This is a genomic window from Trichocoleus sp. DQ-A2, assembly GCF_039961915.1.
Taxonomy (GTDB): domain Bacteria; phylum Cyanobacteriota; class Cyanobacteriia; order Cyanobacteriales; family FACHB-T130; genus FACHB-T130.
Window position 1 is genome coordinate 237,702 of sequence record NZ_JAMPKD010000004.1, and the last position, 16,918, is coordinate 254,619.

The following is a 16,918-nucleotide window of genomic DNA, read 5'->3' on the forward strand; positions in this document are numbered from 1 at the left end:
GGAGAGTCTCTCCGGGCGTTTTGTTACGGCTGAGTTGAATGATTGAAGACTCATCTCAAATCCGTCTACTTGCCTGTAATATAAAGAACCCCTCCCCGCAAGCGGGAAAGGGTTGGGGTTCTGGGAAATTAGGGGAATCAACCAGACTTGAAGATTACTGAGTCGCCAGCCGGATTACTCGTTAGGCTTTTGATTCGCCTGCAAGAAAGCTTCGATTATCTCAGTTGCCAATTGAGTCATGGGCTTACCCTGACGGGCTGCTTCTGCTTTCAAGCGGCTGTAAACATCATCCCGGACATTGATCCGACGACGGATTTTAGCTGCAACTGCAATTTCTGATTCTTCTGGCAGCACCACCTCATTAATCAACCCGGTATCTGACTGAGGAGAGACTGCTTCTGACTCATAGTCAACTGTAAATTGACGAATCGCATCAAAACCAACGCGATCGCAGAAATCCCCAAAACCTTCTTGGGGTTGCCGCGACTGCTTGAAGTAAACGAAAATCGGCTCTAATTCGGTTTCTAGCTCGTTAATGTGCAGCCGATCCATATAGGCTCTAGAGAGTCGCGTTTGGTCGCGTGAAGCCCCTAGCCAAATCTGATAAGATTCAGCCGCACTCCCGACAAATCCTAATTCTGCCAGATAGGGACGAGCGCAACCATTCGGGCAACCCGTCATCCGCACGATAAAGTGTTCGTTTTCCAATCCCACTTTTTTCAGCAGCGCCCGAACCCGATTCAAGAGATCCGGCATGATCCGTTCCGATTCGGTAATCGCCAAGCCGCAAGTCGGCATGGCGGGGCAAGCCATCGAATAGCGCACCAACGGGTCAAGTTGATTGGGGTCTGCCTGAACGCCACAGCGGTCAAGAATCTGCTGAATTTCGGTTTTCTGCGCCGGGTCAATTTCGTAAAACAGCAAGTTTTGGTTGGGTGTCAGGCGAATCGGTAGCGAGAACTTCTGCACGATTTCCCGCAGTGCAGTTCTTAGCTTGAAGTTACCTTCGTCCTTTACCCGACCATTTTCAATCGGAATTCCCAGAAACAGCTTGCCGTCGCCTTGTTCGTTCCATCCCAAGAAATCTTTGTATTTAAAAGCCGGTAACTCTTTAAAAGCTGCTAGCGGTTTGCCAAAGTATTCTTCGACTTTGGCGCGGAACTTCTCGACGCCCCAATCTTCAATTAAGTATTTCATCCGCGCATGACGGCGGTTGGTGCGATCGCCATAATCTCTTTGAGTGGCGACAATCGCTTTGATCAGATCGTAGATATCTTGTTTCTCTACATACCCGATGGGATCTGCCATCCGGGGAAACGTCTCTTCTTTGTTGTGAGTGCGTCCTAAACCACCACCCGCAAAGACATTAAATCCCTCTAGTTCTCCCTCGGTGTTGGTAATCACCACCAAACTGACATCTTGGGAATAGAGGTCAACCGAATTATCCCCTGGTACCGTTACGGCACACTTAAATTTCCGGGGCATATAGCGATCGCCATATAGCGGTTCTTCTTTCCCGTGGACGACGGTGCCGTTGCCGTTGCGTTGCCGCGCCGCCTTTACCTCTGGGTTTTCTTCCGCGCTAATGGACTTTTCGCCATCCAGCCAAATTTCATAATATGCACCTGTTTGCGGTGCCAGTAGGTCAGCAATATTGTTGGCATACTCCCAGGTATATTCGTAGTCCCGGCGATTTTTATAAGGCGCTGGGGGCGTCATCACATTGCGGTTGAGGTCGCCGCAGGCTCCCAGGGTTGACCCCATGTTTTTAATGATGGCAGCGATGGATGCTTTGAGATTTTTCTTTAAAATTCCATGCAGCTGAAAACCCTGGCGAGTCGTAGCGCGTAGCGTTCCATTGCCATATTCCTCAGCCAGTCGGTCTAAGGTCAGATACAGTTGCGGTGGAATGAATCCCCCCGGATTACGGGTACGCAGCATGAACTGGTAATCTTTTTCCTGACCCTTCACCCGGTTGTCCCGGTTATCCTGCTGGTACGATCCGTGAAATTTGAGAATCTGGGTGGCATCTTCTGTGAAGCTGTTGGTGTCTTCCAGTAGCTCAGTTGCCACAGGTTCGCGTAAAAAGTTGCTGCGTTCTTTGAGTCCTTCTACTTTAGAAAGCTTTTGGACTGGGGAAATCGGAGATTTAACCATCGGAAACTAAGGGGCTGAACGGTTGAACTGGATCACCGGAAAATCTATCGGGATTACGGCGTATACATTCATGGTACTATCACCATTCTTAATCTTTAGCGATAGGTGAGAAAATCCCTAGATTTTAACAATTCTTGCAGAAAGGGATATCCCCAGAGGACGCCCTTCGGTTCGCCACACCTTGATGCAGGGATGCAGTGATGCAAGTAAGAGCGTCGAGTCTTCGCGCCTAACCCGATTTTTGAGCCTAGCAATCTTAAGCCGTCCATTGAATCAGCTCCATCGGTAGGTTAGCATAGCTACCCTACTGTGCGGTGTATCTAACCCAAGTGAGAACCGCTATAAAAACAAAGTGGGACAGGCTTTATTAACCTGTCCCACTTTGTTAGAAGTCAGTTAAGTCAAAATATCTCGAACCAAACACCGCCAAGAACGATAGAGAGAGCGTTAATCTTAGAATCCGTAGCCGACTCCTAGCTGGACGCTAACAGAAGAAGCAGGACTGTTTTCGTAAGGCTTGATTCCCAGTTTGGCATCGCTGAAGACTACAACGTTCTTGGCAACTTCTGCTTCGACGCCAGCCGTGACTACAGGCGCATTGCGGTTGCCGAAGGTAGATGGTTTGCCTTCCGATTCATGCAAACCGTAGCCACCACCAACGTAGAAGTTGGCTTTATTGGTAACAGGCACATCATAAGTAACCATCGGAATGATAGTGCTGGTTTCGTTGGTGAACTGTACGGAACCTCTAATAGAAACTGGCGTCTTGGGAACCGCATAGCGGCCTTGAATCACACCACCGACTGCGGCAGCATCGCCATCTTGTCCGCCATTTGTAACGCTAGCAGAACCACCAACTCCGACATAATTTGCTCGTGTTCCAGTGGGTTTTGCAGAAGCATCCAAACTAGACATTAAAACAGGAGCGATCGCTAGTGCAGATAGTACGGAAATTTTAGCTACGGATTTGAGAGCGCGATTCATAATTACTTCCTTCAATTCTCTGGTTTTCAGTTGCTTTGTTACATTCAAAGTCGTTAGCCAAAGCAAAAGGTTCCAGAAATCCATAAAAAATTTTTCCGCCCGCTCAAATCAAGGATTGCTAAATCTTTTAAGTCTCAGCATTCCCCTACAGGCAATGGCTTTAAGATCTTTAAATCCCAAAATAACAGTAAATATTTTAGTGCCTGAATAATGTTTTTACCTCTGGCAATGGGTTGAAGTAGCATTTCCTCAAATAGAGGCTTACTGCCAGTGGACTGTTTGGAAAGTGGCACAAATCTATGAAAGATTCAAGGAACTATTTTGTTGTCTTAGCAGTCTAAAATTTAAGAGCAATTTTCATCAAAAAAAAGTAATCGTAAAGTCTCATAACCCTATAAAATTGCTCTATAAAGCTAAGAAGTTGGGAGCTGGCTGGTTAGGGAAAACAACTTTAAAAAGTTATAATTGTAACGATATTTTTAAAAATAGACTAAACTTCACTCATCACAGGTCATCGGGAAAGTGCCGGATGGTTATAGCTGTTAAGAACCGCAGACACTAACCCGAAGAGTGGCTAAGAGCAGCATCGGCTAACGCGATCGCGTCCCAGAGCTTTTGCCTGATAAAGCGCCTCATCCGCTGTCTTTAACAATATTTCTGGTGAAGTATCGCAGTCGGGAACCGTAGTCGCAACGCCCAAACTCAGCGTCACATACTGACTAACTAAAGAATGGCTATGGACAATCTTTAAGTCTTGCACTGCCACTCGAATCTCTTCTGCCACTTGCAATGCCCCATTTTGTGTAGTGTTGGGCAAAATTACGGCAAATTCTTCGCCCCCGTATCGAGCGACTAAATCCGCGGGTCGCTTGACAGCTTGAGCGATCGCACTGGCGACGGTAATTAAACAAGTATCCCCGGCTTGATGACCATAGGTGTCATTGTAGAGTTTGAAAAAATCAATATCGCACAAGATCAGAGACAGGGGCACTTTTTCTCGTCTCAGACGCCGCCACTCCTGATCTAGGTACTCATCAAACCGGCGTCGGTTCGGCAGACCCGTCAGACCGTCCAAAGTCGCAAGGCGCTGCAACTTTTGGTTAGCTGCCTCCAATTGTTCATAGAGTTGCCCTTGTTGAATCGCAATACCCACCTGCATCGCCAAAGAAGAGAGCAGATCGATTTCCCACGGTTGCCAATGTCGGGGTTGCGAACAATGATGAGCAATCAGCAACCCCCACAACTGTTGCCCTTGCAGAATCGGAACGACTAAGTTCGCTTTAACCTGAAACTGCTCCAGCACATCGATATGACACTGACCCAGTCCTGAGTTGTAAATATCTGCGATCGCTTGAACCCGACTCTGCTGATACAGCTGGGCGTACTTTTCCTTAAAACAGGGATCGTAGACGGGAGTTCCCAGCATCGAAGTCCAATTGGGATCTACAGACTCCACCGCCACAACCCCGCGCCAGCCAGCCTCGAAACGATAAATAATCACCCGGTCGCACGCTAGAAATTGCCGCACTTCTGCCACCGTCGTGTTCAGAATCTCGCTGAGATTGAGAGACTGACGGATGCGCTCTAGCATCGCCCCTATCAGTTGCTCCCTGAGAACTTGCAGTCGCAGTGCCTCCTCCGCCTGCTTGCGTTCGGTGATATCGGTGAGCGTGCCAATAAAACCAACCGTCGTACCGGCTACTCCTTGTTCCGCCACCGCCTGACCAAACACCCAGGTGACGACTCCATCCGCACGCCCAAACCGATACTCTGAGGCAAATCGCCGGTTTTCTATTATCGCCTGCTTCCATTCGCTGATGACGCGATCGCGATCGTCGGGATGCAGCGCTTTCGTCCAACCTTCTCCGAGTGCTTCCGCCAGGGTCAATCCTGCCAGTTCGCGCCAGCGCTCGTTGACATACAAACAGTTCCCTTCTACATCTGTGTGGAAAATCCCTACCGGCGACATTTTAGCTAAGGTGTAATACCGATACTCGCTTTCCTGAAGCGCTTCCTCGGTTCGCTTGCGCTCGGTGATATCAGTGATTGACCCTGCCATACGATAAGGTATGCCTTGCTCATCTCGAAATGCAATCCCCCGACAGAGAAACCACCGGATATTGCCATTCTTGTGGATCATCCGATGTTCGATTTCATACTGGGGTGTCAACCCTTCGAGATAAATACTTGCAGCCGTCATCACCCATTCCCGCTGATCCGGATGTACCAGATGGAGCCAAGCCTCTATACGGTTGTCAATTTCGTCTTCGCGATAGCCCAGCATCGCTTTCCAGCTAGCGGTGAGATACATTTCACCAGTTTGGAGATCCCAGTCCCAAAGTCCTACTTGACCGGCATTAACGGCTAGGACATAGCGTTCCTCTGCCTGGTGAGCAGGAGTCATGTCCGTCATAAAGCGATCGCGCCCGTAAATAAATCGGCAAAAACTTTTAAAAAGTTGTCCCAATACAGCCCGCACGCTTTTTTGGCATCCGTGAAGAATGCTTTATTTTTCCTGCCTTCGGCTGTGAGTGTGGCTGCATTCCAAACTTGCGGTTGATTTGTCCCAACCTGCACTGGGATGAAGTACATCGAGGCAGGTTGGAAGAGGGTGCTAAAACATTGCTTCAATTTCCCTACCTTTTGACGCAGCGCTTTCTCTAGTTGGCGACGTTCTAGATGCGATTGGGGTTGCTGGAACGTAAGCACGAAGGCTTCATCCTGGAAATCATGCCAGGAAGCTGGGCAATCAAAGCGCATTTGAGTTTGTTGTTTAAGAGGGGTGTTTTAAAGAGTCTCAATCTACCGGGGGTTTAAATCAAAACGACACTCCCCGGTCATCCAAAAAAGTCAGTTGAGATGCCCCAAGGTTCTAAATTCTATTATTGTCGAAAGGTTTAAGCGATCGCGTAATTCGCTTTTGCGAACATAAAATGCGTTGGCAAAAGCGAGGCGATTTTAGGGAGAAGGGTTGCAGATAAAATGCACTGAGCAAGTCTAACGACCAACCTCACGGAACCAGCAGTTCATACGCCTGCCGTTGTCCCAAAGGAGTTACCACAACCGCTTGAATTTTCCGTTGCTTAGGCAGTGGTACTGTAATATCAAATTCACCAGTGCGCTCCACATTCTGTAAAGTAGACGCCACGATCAACAGATTGAACGGATCGATTAGACCGCGAATGCGTACGCGATCGCCCTCTATCGCCGCCAGAACTCGGATCTCTAATTCACCCTCTTCTTTTAAAGGAATTGGTTGGGAAGGGGGTTCGCCAGGAATCACTAAAGTCCGAAACCCAGCATTGACTTCTACGGCTTGCCCCTGAGCTTCTTCGACCACGCTCCCTTCTAGGGTGGCAACGCTCGTCTTGCCATTGGGTTTGACGCTCACACCAAATTGCGTCCCGCGAACGCCACTCAAACCGGCAGGTGTTTTAATTTCAAAGCGCGAATTAGGATTGGTAAACGGTCGTACCTCCAGGCGAGCTTGTCCCCCCGTGACTTGAAGCCGCGTAATTTTACCCCCATCAGGCATTGTCTGCAATTGTTGTACTTGCAGAGTGGTATTTTCTGAGACATTCACGAAGCCAATGCCGGTATCGACGGCTAGGACGGCTTTAGACTCGTCGCCTGTTGTGATAGTATCCCCCACATCCTCAAGGCGCAAGCCGACCCTAACCGACCCAGCAGCGTCTCTAAGTTTATAGGTGACTTTACCTGCATAGGAAACGACTTCTAACCGTCGGTTGAGTCGAACCTGCAAAGGTTTTGCCACTGAGTCTGTACCGATGCTTAAGAGAGCCACCAACAGCAGGAGAGACACGAATGCTCTACGACTTTTCACCGCTCACCTCTTGTAGAAATTAAAAATTAAAAATTACTAATTTGATTTTGCAGTTTTAATTTTTTCAGATGATTTGTGCATATTAACTTGATTAAGCGATCGCACTTTATATCACCTTTTATATCTGCGTGGCTGATTGTATCCACCGATGCATCATCGCCAGAAGCTGCCTCTAGGAGCATACGCGATCGCGTCCCCCTGCTTTTGCCCGATACAACGCCTCATCGGCTTCCTTAAGTAACGCTTCTGGCGAGGCGTCATGCAAAGGAATCGCGCCAGCGACACCCAAACTCAGCGTTACATACTGGCTAACAGCAGACTTGGTATGAACAATTTCTAAAGATTTCACAGCCTGTCGAATTTCCGTTGCGACTTGCAACCCACCCGCAGCAGAGGTATTAGGCAAAATCACTGCAAATTCTTCGCCGCCATAGCGTGCGACTAAATCTGTCGAGCGCTTGACCACCCGAAACAGGGCACTAGCAACAGTTTGTAAACAAATATCTCCAGCTTGATGCCCGTAAGTATCGTTGTAGGTTTTGAAAAAATCGATATCGCAGAAGATGAGAGACAGGGGCAGTTGTTCGCGTAACATTCGCCGCCACTCTTGACCAAGATACTCATCAAATCGACGGCGGTTTGCCAGTCCCGTCAGACTGTCGAAGGTCGCAAGTCGCTGCAAGTCTCGGTTTGCCACCTCCAGTTGTTGATAAAGTTGAAATTGTTGGATTAAACGCCTCACCCGCTGACGCAGTACGGGCCAGTGAATAGGTTTGGTAACGAAATCAATGGCTCCGACTTCAAAAGCTCGGTCAACGGATTCTTTGTCGTCAAGACCTGTAATCATCAATACGGGAGTGCGATCGCATGAAGGGATGTCTTGTAGCCTGGAGCAGCAAGTGAAGCCATCCATTACCGGCATCATGGCATCGAGCAAGACAATATGCGGCTGAAAGCGAACATAAGCACTCAAGCACTCCTCTCCATTGCTCGCTTCAACAACCTGGTATCCTTCCTGTTGCATTGCTTGACACAGTAGCTGACGCATGATTCTGTCGTCGTCTACCACGAGGACGATAGAGGGTTCTTGGGGAAGGGAAAGCATTTTTATTAGACCTATCCGTAAATTGGTATAGGATGTACTCCGGACGGAGGTTTCAATCTCGATCAAAGATGGAAATCTTGCAACGCACAGCGCACGCGCTCATACTCCGCCTCCAGATGCGATGCGATTTCCGGTGTTCCTGTTAGAGTATCGTCTTTCGCGATCGCTTCGAGTTGCTTACACAAATTGGATAGGGTCATAGCACCCAGCGTCGCACTGGTTGACTTAAGCGTGTGAGTCGCCTGTCGCAGCGCCACGGTATCTCCAGCATCTACTGCATTCCGAATGACTTGCAATATTTGGGGTGTATCTTCCAAAAAGCTATCAATGACTTCCACCAGAACAGATGAAGCATTCTCTCCAAACATATCGCAAAGCCCTTGGATTGCCTGGAAATCAACGGCAGAGGTGGAGATGGGGAGGCGGGGAAGCGGCTGCAAAGCAGCGAGTGCCTTCAGCAGCGCCTCCATCTGGATCGGCTTGCTGACGTAATTATCCATCCCCGCGCTCAAACACTCCTCGCGATCGCTCTGCATCGCATTCGCCGTCATGGCAATAATCCAGGGACGTTGCTCGTAGGGCCATTCCTCACAGATCCGTCGCGTAGCGCTCAATCCGTCCATTTCCGGCATTTGCACGTCCATCAGAACCACATCATAGGGCTGGCGTTGCAGCGCTTGCAGCACTTCCAAACCGTTGCTGGCGATATCCGCTCGATATCCCAGACGCCCCAATAGATGCAGCGCCACCTTTTGGTTGACGACATTGTCTTCGGCTAACAGAATTCGCAGCGGTAGCCGTTGCGCTAGATTCGGGTCAATCGGTTCGGGATGGGGACGCGGGCTTGGCAGCGCAGCGGGTTCGCCAAGCAGACTGCTTAAGACATTGTAGAGCTGAGATTGTTTAATCGGTTTATTCAGAAAGGCGGCAAAATTTGCTTGCTGTGCTTGTAGCTCTATCTCCGACTTGCCCAGAGAAGTTAACATCACCAATGGCAACGTCCGAGTATTGGGTAGTTTGCGAATTTCTGCCGCTAAATTCAAGCCATCCATCTGCGGCATTTGCATATCCAGAATCGCAATATCAAAGGTCTCCTGATTGCTCAGCCAGTTCAGGGCTTCTTCCCCAGAGGTGGCGGCGCGGGAGATCATTCCCCACGCGATCGCCTGCAAAGTCAAAATTTGCCGATTGGTCGCGTTATCATCCACAATCAACAACCGTTTTCCAGCTAACAGTTGTTGGGAGTCGCTGCTGTCAGCAAGCGTTGAAGTGGGAACGGAGGTGGCGACAACAGCGAAATAAAATGTGGAACCCTGACCCCCTTCACTTTCTACCCAAATTCTACCGCCCATCATTTCTGTTAATTGTCGGCTAATCGCTAATCCCAACCCCGTACCGCCATAGTTGCGAGTTGTAGAGGAGTCAACCTGGCTGAAGGGTTTAAATAGACGGTCTATACGGTCAGAAGGAATCCCAATGCCGGTATCTTTAACGGCAAAACGAATCGCATATTTGTGATTTTTTATTTTGGGTTTTCGATGTTGGATTGCAGCTTTTTCTTCTAGTTCTTCAACAGAAATCGGTTTGTTCATCTCATCTGTAAGATGAGCAATTTCTTGTTCTAAATTCGCTCCCCAGCTCCCCAGCCCCCCTGTCCCTCTGCCTCGTTCTCCCAATTGACGAGCTTTTACCGAAATCACAACTTCCCCTTGGGGTGTGAATTTAACAGCATTCGCAATTAGATTCACCAGAATTTGGCGGAGTCGCGTTACATCCCCCACAATCATTTTCGGTACAGAAGGATCTATCAAATACGCTAATTCCAAGTTTTTTTCTGCCGCCTTGTGAGCTAGCAAATCAAGCGATTCTTCGATACAATCTCGCAGATTGAAAGGTTGCTGTTCCAGTTCCAGCTTACCGGACTCAATTTTAGAGAAGTCAAGGATGTCATTAATAATTGTGAGTAAGCCATCGCCGCTGTTGCGAATGGTTTCTACAAAGTCTCGCTGTTGTGGCTTGAGTTCGGTATCTAGTAGTAACCCAGTCATGCCAATTACCGCATTCATGGGAGTGCGGATTTCGTGGCTCATGGTCGCTAAAAATTCACTTTTAGCACGGTTAGCTGCTTCTGCCTCTTGTTTTGCTTTTTCTAAGGCAACATTTTGCTGAGCTAATTGTTCGCGTTGGCGGGTTTCTTGCTCTAATAGGCAAGCTTGAGCCAGAGCAATACCGACTTGATCTGCCACTGCTTCGAGTAATTCAATTTCCTCTTGAGTCCACTCACGGAAGGTGTTACATTGATGCAAGCCAATCACACCGTTAGTTTCTCCTTGATAGGAAGTGCGAATCGCCAGCATCGATTTGAGTTGAATTTGCTGACACAGAGAAACAGTTTCTTTGAGCAGCGGATCGGCATAGACATTTGAGGAAGCGATCGCGCGATCTTGAGCAATTGTTTGTTCGGCATGGGGATTGCCAACAACGGGGATTTGTACATCCATTATCGAATCATACCCAGGCTCCAAATACTCTGCCACTAGGGGAATTTGTGGTTTAGGGGTGGCGATGTATGAGTAAATTAAACAGCGATTCACCGCGAATGTTTCGCCCAATAACTTACAAGTCGTTTGAAAAATTTCTTGTGTTTCTAGCTTGGCGCGAATCTCTTGGGTAATCCGTTTAAGCAGCAAAGTTCTGGTAACTTGCTGTTGTAGGGCTTCTTGGGCTTTTGCCCGCTCAACTTCACCTCCTACCCACTGTGCCATGAGCTTCACTAGCTCTTTGTCTACCACCGTGAATGGTTGCGATCGCACCTTTAAACTGGAGAAACTGAGGGTACCATAAACAATCCCGCCTGCCACTACCCTAGTACCAATATATGCCTCTATTCTGAAAGGGGTATTTGCCGGATACTGGTACCATTGCGATCGCTCAACGGACTCAAAGCAAATCGGTTCGTCGCAGCGCAGTGCTTCACCGCAATAAGTCTGCTTAACATCGAAAAGATTTCCTTTGGCAAGATGAATGGGTGAGTTTTCGGGCACCTGAGCAGCAATCAGGTAATATTTATCCCCTTCAATCTTCGCTAGCGTCCCGATTTCTAAGCCAAATCGCCAGCATCCCATTTTCAGCATCCGCTGGATGCGTTGGTCGAAGTGTAGCGGCGTTCCTTTTCCGCCTTGAGCTGCCGTCACTTCATACAGCGCTCGTAACCCTGCCTCGCTCTCTCGCAGTTCGTGTTCCGCTTGCTGGCGCTGCGTGATGTCGCTGCCAATTCCGAGAAACCCAGTAATGTTGCCCTCAGTATCCCGTAACGCCGTCATCGACACCAGCACGGGAAAACGACTACCATCTTTGCGGATAAACGTCCATTCGCGCTCGTCCACTTCTCCACGACGCGCCTTGGCAACAAAAACTTCAAACCTTGGATCAATGGGGATTCCCAACTCCTGTGACAATTCTTGGGCACGCCGGAATACTTCGCGTGAATCGTGAAATCGCAGGGGTGTTGTTTTGCCCACGACTTCAGCAGCAGCGTATCCTAAATATCTCTCGGCGGCGGCATTAAAGGTACAAATTGTGCCATCTGGTGTTGTAGAAACGATCGTGTAGTTGGCACTATCCAAAATTGCCCGCTGCAAGCTGGTTGTCTTTTGGAGTGCCTCTTCAGTTTGCTTGCGATCCGTAATGTCATTCAAGGTGCCGGAAATACCCACGATACTTCCGCTAACATCCAGTGTCGCGCAGGCATAAACGTCAAGCCAGCAAAAGCTGCCATCAGCGGTTAGGATGCGGATCTCCTGTCGGTAAAATTTTGTTTGGCATTGAATCAGAGCTTGAAACAGTTTTATATTGCGTTGGCGATCTTCAGGATGAACGTAGTTTAGAACATGAGTGCCAAGACTTTGGGCAATCGAGAATTTGGTGATTTCTGTCCAAGCCGGATTCAGAAAGGTCCACAAACCCGTGACGTCTGTTTGAAAAATTACTTCTTTGACGTTATCGACGACAGAGCGATATTTTTTATCGCTTTCTCCTAACGCTTCCACTACCTGTTGATGCTGAGAAACAGTGCGTTCTAATTGATTGAGATGAATTCGGAGTTCCATCTGAGCGATCGCTTGCCGCGCCAACGCTTTGAGCGCTTCAATTTGTTGGCTCATGAGCTTTCGAGGAATCTGGTCAATTACGCATAAGGTGCCCAAAACAAAGCCATCGGGCGTTACCAAGGGAACTCCGGCATAAAACCGGATATAAGGGTCAGATGTCACCAGAGGATTTCTGGCAAAGCGTTCATCAACTAACGTATTGCGTACAATTAATAATTCATCTGATTTTAAAATTGTGTGAGCGCAGAACGCTAAATACTTTGCTGTTTCTGTTGCTTTCAGACCGATTTTCGACTTAAACCACTGGCGATTGCCATCAACCAGGCTGATGAGGGCAATGGGAGTGTTACAAATGTGGGAAGCCAGTGCAGTCAGATCGTCAAATGCCTGTTCTGCCGGAGTATCGAGAATTTCATAGCGATAAAGTGCCTTGAGCCGATTTGCTTCAGCCTCAAGGCTGGCTGCGTCGCTGTTTAGCGGAAAGAATGGTTGCCGCTCAAAAGAAGAATATTCGCTCTCCCCTTGAGGCAGAAGACTTGGGTTTTTTTTGGGTTGCTGAAACAGCAAATACCTTAGAGGCGGCTTGCTAAGGTGTCTGGATAGCGATCGCAGGATAGGACGAAGGATTTTCATCATCAATATGAACTAGAGCCGATACAGCCCCAGAAACTCTTCCTCTGATGTTTGTGGGCTTTCATCCCCTGAAGGTCTGTCTGGCTTTTGCGAGCGGTTGTTCGGCTTCCAGGTTAACTTTCCGGGCAGATAACTCCCACTTCAACCTGTGTCCAATATAAGCTGCCCTTACATTTAAGAAAGCATATTCGTTGGCGCTGGCGATCGCTCACTTGTGAGTCGTTTTTAGCGCTTAGTTACGAGTCCTTGGTTGGTTACGACTGCCCTAACAGACAAAGTTAATGATTTGGAGGATAGGTAGAGCGCTTTTCGTTAACATCAACCTCTTGTTAATGATGAGTTTCGTCCCTCAAATCCATGCTCCTCAACGCTCTTAAGAGTTTAACCCCACCCCAAACCCTTCACTGCTTTTCGATGAGGGCTTTAGGGTGAGGTTACGAGGATATATTGCAACAAAGCGAGAACCGCTATCGTGACGAATGACAGACTAATCAACCTCTTCAGGCGGAATTAAGTCCTGCTTGGATTCGATGATTACACTGGGTAAACCTTCAAGTTTTTCTGTAACTGGCAATTCTTCGAGAAGGGGGACTAAGAGCGTTAGGCCGCCAGGAATGCACTCGACATCAATCGGAGTGGTGCCGATAATTTCCCCATCTACGACAACTTTTTGCAGTGGATTGGTTCGTACCTGAATCCGTCTGGCTCGCAGATAGCCGATGTCATCTCGTTCTGTGGCACTGCCGCTTAGGGCAGTTTGAAGTAAATGATAGGAGGCAGCGATCGCTCCGGCAACATTACTCGGTGCCACGACGGTTAAATCGAGCAACCCATCATCAAAAAGAATGCCCGCTGGACCTTGAGCCAAAATGGATGTGGGGGGTGCAGCATTGGCAATTGTTACAGCAGCAGCGGTTAGTTTCACGATTTTGTCTTCCGTCTCAATCTCAACCTCAAACGTGTTGAACTGCCGCAACTGTTGAATTCCTGCCAGGATGTATGCCATCATCCCCAAGCGGTTCTTCGTCTCTCTGTCCGCCCGTTCGACGGCTTCTGCCTCAAAACCAATCCCCGCGAGTAATATCATCGGTTTGCCGTTGCAGTAGGCGGCATCCACGACCCGCGTTATACCCCCCAAAATTGTCTCGCAGGCGGCCTCTATCGTATCCGGTAGCCCTAAAGCAGACGCCAGGGCATTTGCGGTTCCTCTTGAAATCACGCCCATTGGAATGTTCGTCCCCACCAAGGCATCGGCGGCGGCTGAGAGGGTACCGTCACCACCAGAGGCAATGATGGTACTGGCACCGCGTTCCACTGCTTCTCTTGCCAGTTGAGCAGCGTCAATTTCAGGCGTTGTCAGATAAATATCTAGGTCAATTTCCGGCTCTAAAAGTGCCCGGATTTTTGCCAAATCTTGATCGGGATCGCTTTGACCGGCAACTGGATTAAAGATGAGACAGGCAGAGCGTTTTATGTCATTAGTCATTAGTCATTAGTCCGTTGTGATCAGCGGTGAGTCGTTGTCATTCGCCCACTGTATGAGTCTATTACCAGTGGCGAATGACGAATCACCGCAGTATCTCTATTCACATCCTTGACCGAAGCGACGTAAATTGAGAACGTCGCTGATTTGGCGAATTTGGGTAAAACACCGCTCCAGTTGTTGGAGATCGCGGATATCAATGCATAGGTCGATGATTGCCGGTCGCCCGTCTGATGTTTTCACGCCTGCACCCCGCACATTAATATTGTCATCGCTTAAACGGGACAGGATATCGTTAAAGACTCCGACGCGGTCAAGCACTTCAATTTGAATGCTAACTTGATAGGTTTGAGGACGTCCGCTTGAGTCGGTGGGGTTCCAGCTAACGGGGACTAAGCGATCGCCTAGGACATTCGCCACATTATTGCACCCTTGGCGGTGAATCGAAATTCCGCGATCGCGTGTGACTGCACCAATAATCGCTTCACCAGGGAGCGGCCCGCAACATCCAGCGCGATGATACAGTAACCCTTCCACACCAGCGATAGGCGTTTTGGTGCTGGGAGCTGGGATGGGGCTTTTCGAGGTTGGAAGTGCAACAGCCGCTGCAAAATCTTTTATTGGGTCGGGGGCAGTCGCAATCGTTTGAGTTGCTTTCACGGCTTCTCGAATGCGATTGACTACCAGGTTGAGAGTGACTTCCCCGTAACCGAGAGCAGCCAATAAATCATCGACGCTGTGGTAATTACATCGTTCGGCGACCGACTGCATGGGGGTTGACTTCAGCAGAGATTCAAAGCCACTTTTGCCCAATTCTTTTTCTAGCAGTTCTCGACCGCGAGTAATATTTTCATCCCGATGCGATCGCTTGTACCATTGGCGAATCCGGTTCTTCGCCCCGGTTGTCGCCACAAAATTCAGCCAATCTAAACTGGGACGGCTATTTTTCTGAGTGATAATTTCAACAATGTCTCCATTCCTCAGCAGCGTGTCTAACGTCACCATCCGTCCGTTTACCCGCGCCCCCGCACAGTGATTCCCCACTTCTGTATGAATCCGGTAAGCGAAATCGACGGGAGTGCTACCCCCAGTAAGAGGCACCACATCCCCTTGGGGTGTAAACACATAAACATCATCGTCAAATAAGTTGTCTTTGACGTTTTCCAGGTATTCCTGAGCATCCTTGAGATCGCTTTGCCATTCCAAGAGCTGCCGCAGCCAGGTAAACTTCTCATCGGTTGCGGTCATTTGGGTACGGCTGGAACTCCCCGTTTCCTTATATTTCCAATGAGCTGCAATCCCGTACTCGGCAATGTGATGCATTTCCAAAGTCCGAATTTGCACTTCTAAGGGACGACCCGTAATTCCGAGAACTACCGTATGCAGGGACTGATAGCGATTGGGCTTCGGTAAACCAATGTAGTCTTTAAATCGACCGGGGATCGGTCGGAAGGCATCGTGAACGACAGCTAAGGCGCGGTAGCATTCTTCATTTGTCTGAACAATCACCCGAATTGCTGCCAAGTCGTAGATTTCGTGAAATTCCTTCTGCTGTCGCTGCATCTTCTGGTAAATCCCATACAAATGCTTGGGACGCCCGCTGATGTCAAGGCAGGTAATACTAGATGAGGCGAGTCCCTGCCGCAGAATTTCTTTGACGTTCGCTAATCGAATCTCTCTGTCTGCCCGTTTTTCTGCCACCAACTCTTGTATTTGCCGGTAGGCTTCGGGTTCGAGATACTTAAACGTCAAATCTTCCAGTTCCCACTTAAATCGTCCGATCCCCAAGCGATTTGCCAGCGGTGCGAAGATTTCTCGCGTTTCCTGGGCAATTCGCCGCCGTTTGGCATCAGGCAGGTGTTCTAGCGTTCGCATATTATGCAGCCGGTCGGCTAGCTTCACCACAATTACCCGAATATCTTGAGCCATTGCCAGAAACATTCGACGGAAGTTCTCAGCTTGGCGTTCGGTCTTGCTGGAAAAGGTTTCTGAAAATTTAGAAAGTTTGGTGACACCGTCTACCAGCAGCCGCACTTCTGAGCCAAACCGCTGTTCGATTTCGTCGAGGGTGACGGGCGTATCTTCTACCACATCGTGCAGAAAGCCAGCCGCAATCATGGCAGCGCCGCCGCCTAGGTCTCGTAAAAGACCAGCAACGGCGACCGGGTGACAGATGTAAGCTTCCCCGGATTTACGAGTCTGACCTTCGTGTAACTGGTAAGCAAATTCAAAGGCGCGACAGATTAAATCAGCCTCCGCAGGCGTTGGGAAAACTTTGACACTTCCCCCTTCGGACGTTGTGGGCTGTTTGGTGGTTTGATTGTCCTCATGGCGTGCAATCAAACATTCCTGTAGCCAGTCAGGAATGACACAACTAATTGTAGAAGTTGGAGCTTGTGAGTTCATAGTGTTGAGCAGGTCGAGCATAAAGAGTAAAAATAGCGAGGAGTTGTGCTGACGTGGAAAATGATTTTGTCTAGAGGCTAAAAGGGCATCTCCTAGGGTCTGCATTGAAGAGTCCCTAGGTTCGCTGAATTTTGGATTTTCAATTGTCAAGGGTCGAGGGTAAGAATATTGTCAGAAATAGAGCGATCCACCAAGAT

Annotated in this window: 10 protein-coding genes; all 10 read right to left on the reverse strand. The window is 48.8% G+C overall.

Annotated elements, in window-relative coordinates:
• Positions 1-174: 174 nt before the first annotated feature.
• Positions 175-2,157 (reverse strand): sulfite reductase, ferredoxin dependent, encoded by a 1,983-nt coding sequence (gene sir / locus NC997_RS05485; RefSeq protein ID WP_190528490.1) that lies wholly within the window; start codon positions 2,155-2,157, stop codon positions 175-177.
• Positions 2,158-2,252: 95 nt separating this feature from the next.
• Positions 2,253-2,426 (reverse strand): hypothetical protein, encoded by a 174-nt coding sequence (locus NC997_RS05490; protein WP_190528492.1) that lies wholly within the window; start codon positions 2,424-2,426, stop codon positions 2,253-2,255.
• 184 nt (positions 2,427-2,610) lie between these two features.
• Positions 2,611-3,225, reverse strand: coding sequence for an outer membrane beta-barrel protein (locus tag NC997_RS05495; RefSeq protein ID WP_242030581.1), 615 nt, complete (start codon positions 3,223-3,225; stop codon positions 2,611-2,613).
• Positions 3,226-3,715: 490 nt separating this feature from the next.
• Positions 3,716-5,545, reverse strand: a complete 1,830-nt coding sequence (locus NC997_RS05500; protein ID WP_348257765.1) for a diguanylate cyclase — start codon at positions 5,543-5,545, stop codon at positions 3,716-3,718.
• Positions 5,546-5,550: 5 nt separating this feature from the next.
• Positions 5,551-5,901 (reverse strand): hypothetical protein, encoded by a 351-nt coding sequence (locus NC997_RS05505; RefSeq protein ID WP_190528496.1) that lies wholly within the window; start codon positions 5,899-5,901, stop codon positions 5,551-5,553.
• A 250-nt stretch (positions 5,902-6,151) separates the two neighbouring features.
• Positions 6,152-6,985: a FecR family protein gene (locus NC997_RS05510; protein ID WP_199306231.1), complete on the reverse strand. Its 834-nt coding sequence runs from the start codon at positions 6,983-6,985 to the stop codon at positions 6,152-6,154.
• A 172-nt stretch (positions 6,986-7,157) separates the two neighbouring features.
• Positions 7,158-8,090 (reverse strand): PleD family two-component system response regulator, encoded by a 933-nt coding sequence (locus NC997_RS05515; protein WP_190412658.1) that lies wholly within the window; start codon positions 8,088-8,090, stop codon positions 7,158-7,160.
• A 62-nt stretch (positions 8,091-8,152) separates the two neighbouring features.
• Positions 8,153-12,835, reverse strand: a complete 4,683-nt coding sequence (locus NC997_RS05520; protein WP_199306232.1) for a response regulator — start codon at positions 12,833-12,835, stop codon at positions 8,153-8,155.
• Between the two features lie 484 nt (positions 12,836-13,319).
• Positions 13,320-14,306 (reverse strand): YegS/Rv2252/BmrU family lipid kinase, encoded by a 987-nt coding sequence (locus tag NC997_RS05525; RefSeq protein ID WP_190412886.1) that lies wholly within the window; start codon positions 14,304-14,306, stop codon positions 13,320-13,322.
• Between the two features lie 108 nt (positions 14,307-14,414).
• A complete protein-coding gene (locus NC997_RS05530) occupies positions 14,415-16,721 on the reverse strand; it encodes a bifunctional (p)ppGpp synthetase/guanosine-3',5'-bis(diphosphate) 3'-pyrophosphohydrolase (protein ID WP_190528543.1) in 2,307 nt (768 codons plus the stop codon).
• Positions 16,722-16,918: the final 197 nt, after the last annotated feature.

Excerpts from the sequence above, each read along its gene's own strand:
- NC997_RS05520 (WP_199306232.1), bottom strand. The coding sequence starts at position 12,835 with ATGATGAAAATCCTTCGTCCTATCCTGCGATCGCTATCCAGACACCTT.
- NC997_RS05505 (WP_190528496.1), bottom strand. The coding sequence starts at position 5,901 with ATGCGCTTTGATTGCCCAGCTTCCTGGCATGATTTCCAGGATGAAGCC.
- NC997_RS05490 (WP_190528492.1), bottom strand. The coding sequence starts at position 2,426 with ATGGACGGCTTAAGATTGCTAGGCTCAAAAATCGGGTTAGGCGCGAAG.
- NC997_RS05515 (WP_190412658.1), bottom strand. The coding sequence starts at position 8,090 with ATGCTTTCCCTTCCCCAAGAACCCTCTATCGTCCTCGTGGTAGACGAC.
- NC997_RS05495 (WP_242030581.1), bottom strand. The coding sequence starts at position 3,225 with ATGGATTTCTGGAACCTTTTGCTTTGGCTAACGACTTTGAATGTAACA.
- NC997_RS05500 (WP_348257765.1), bottom strand. The coding sequence starts at position 5,545 with ATGACTCCTGCTCACCAGGCAGAGGAACGCTATGTCCTAGCCGTTAAT.
- sir (WP_190528490.1), bottom strand. The coding sequence starts at position 2,157 with ATGGTTAAATCTCCGATTTCCCCAGTCCAAAAGCTTTCTAAAGTAGAA.
- NC997_RS05530 (WP_190528543.1), bottom strand. The coding sequence starts at position 16,721 with ATGAACTCACAAGCTCCAACTTCTACAATTAGTTGTGTCATTCCTGAC.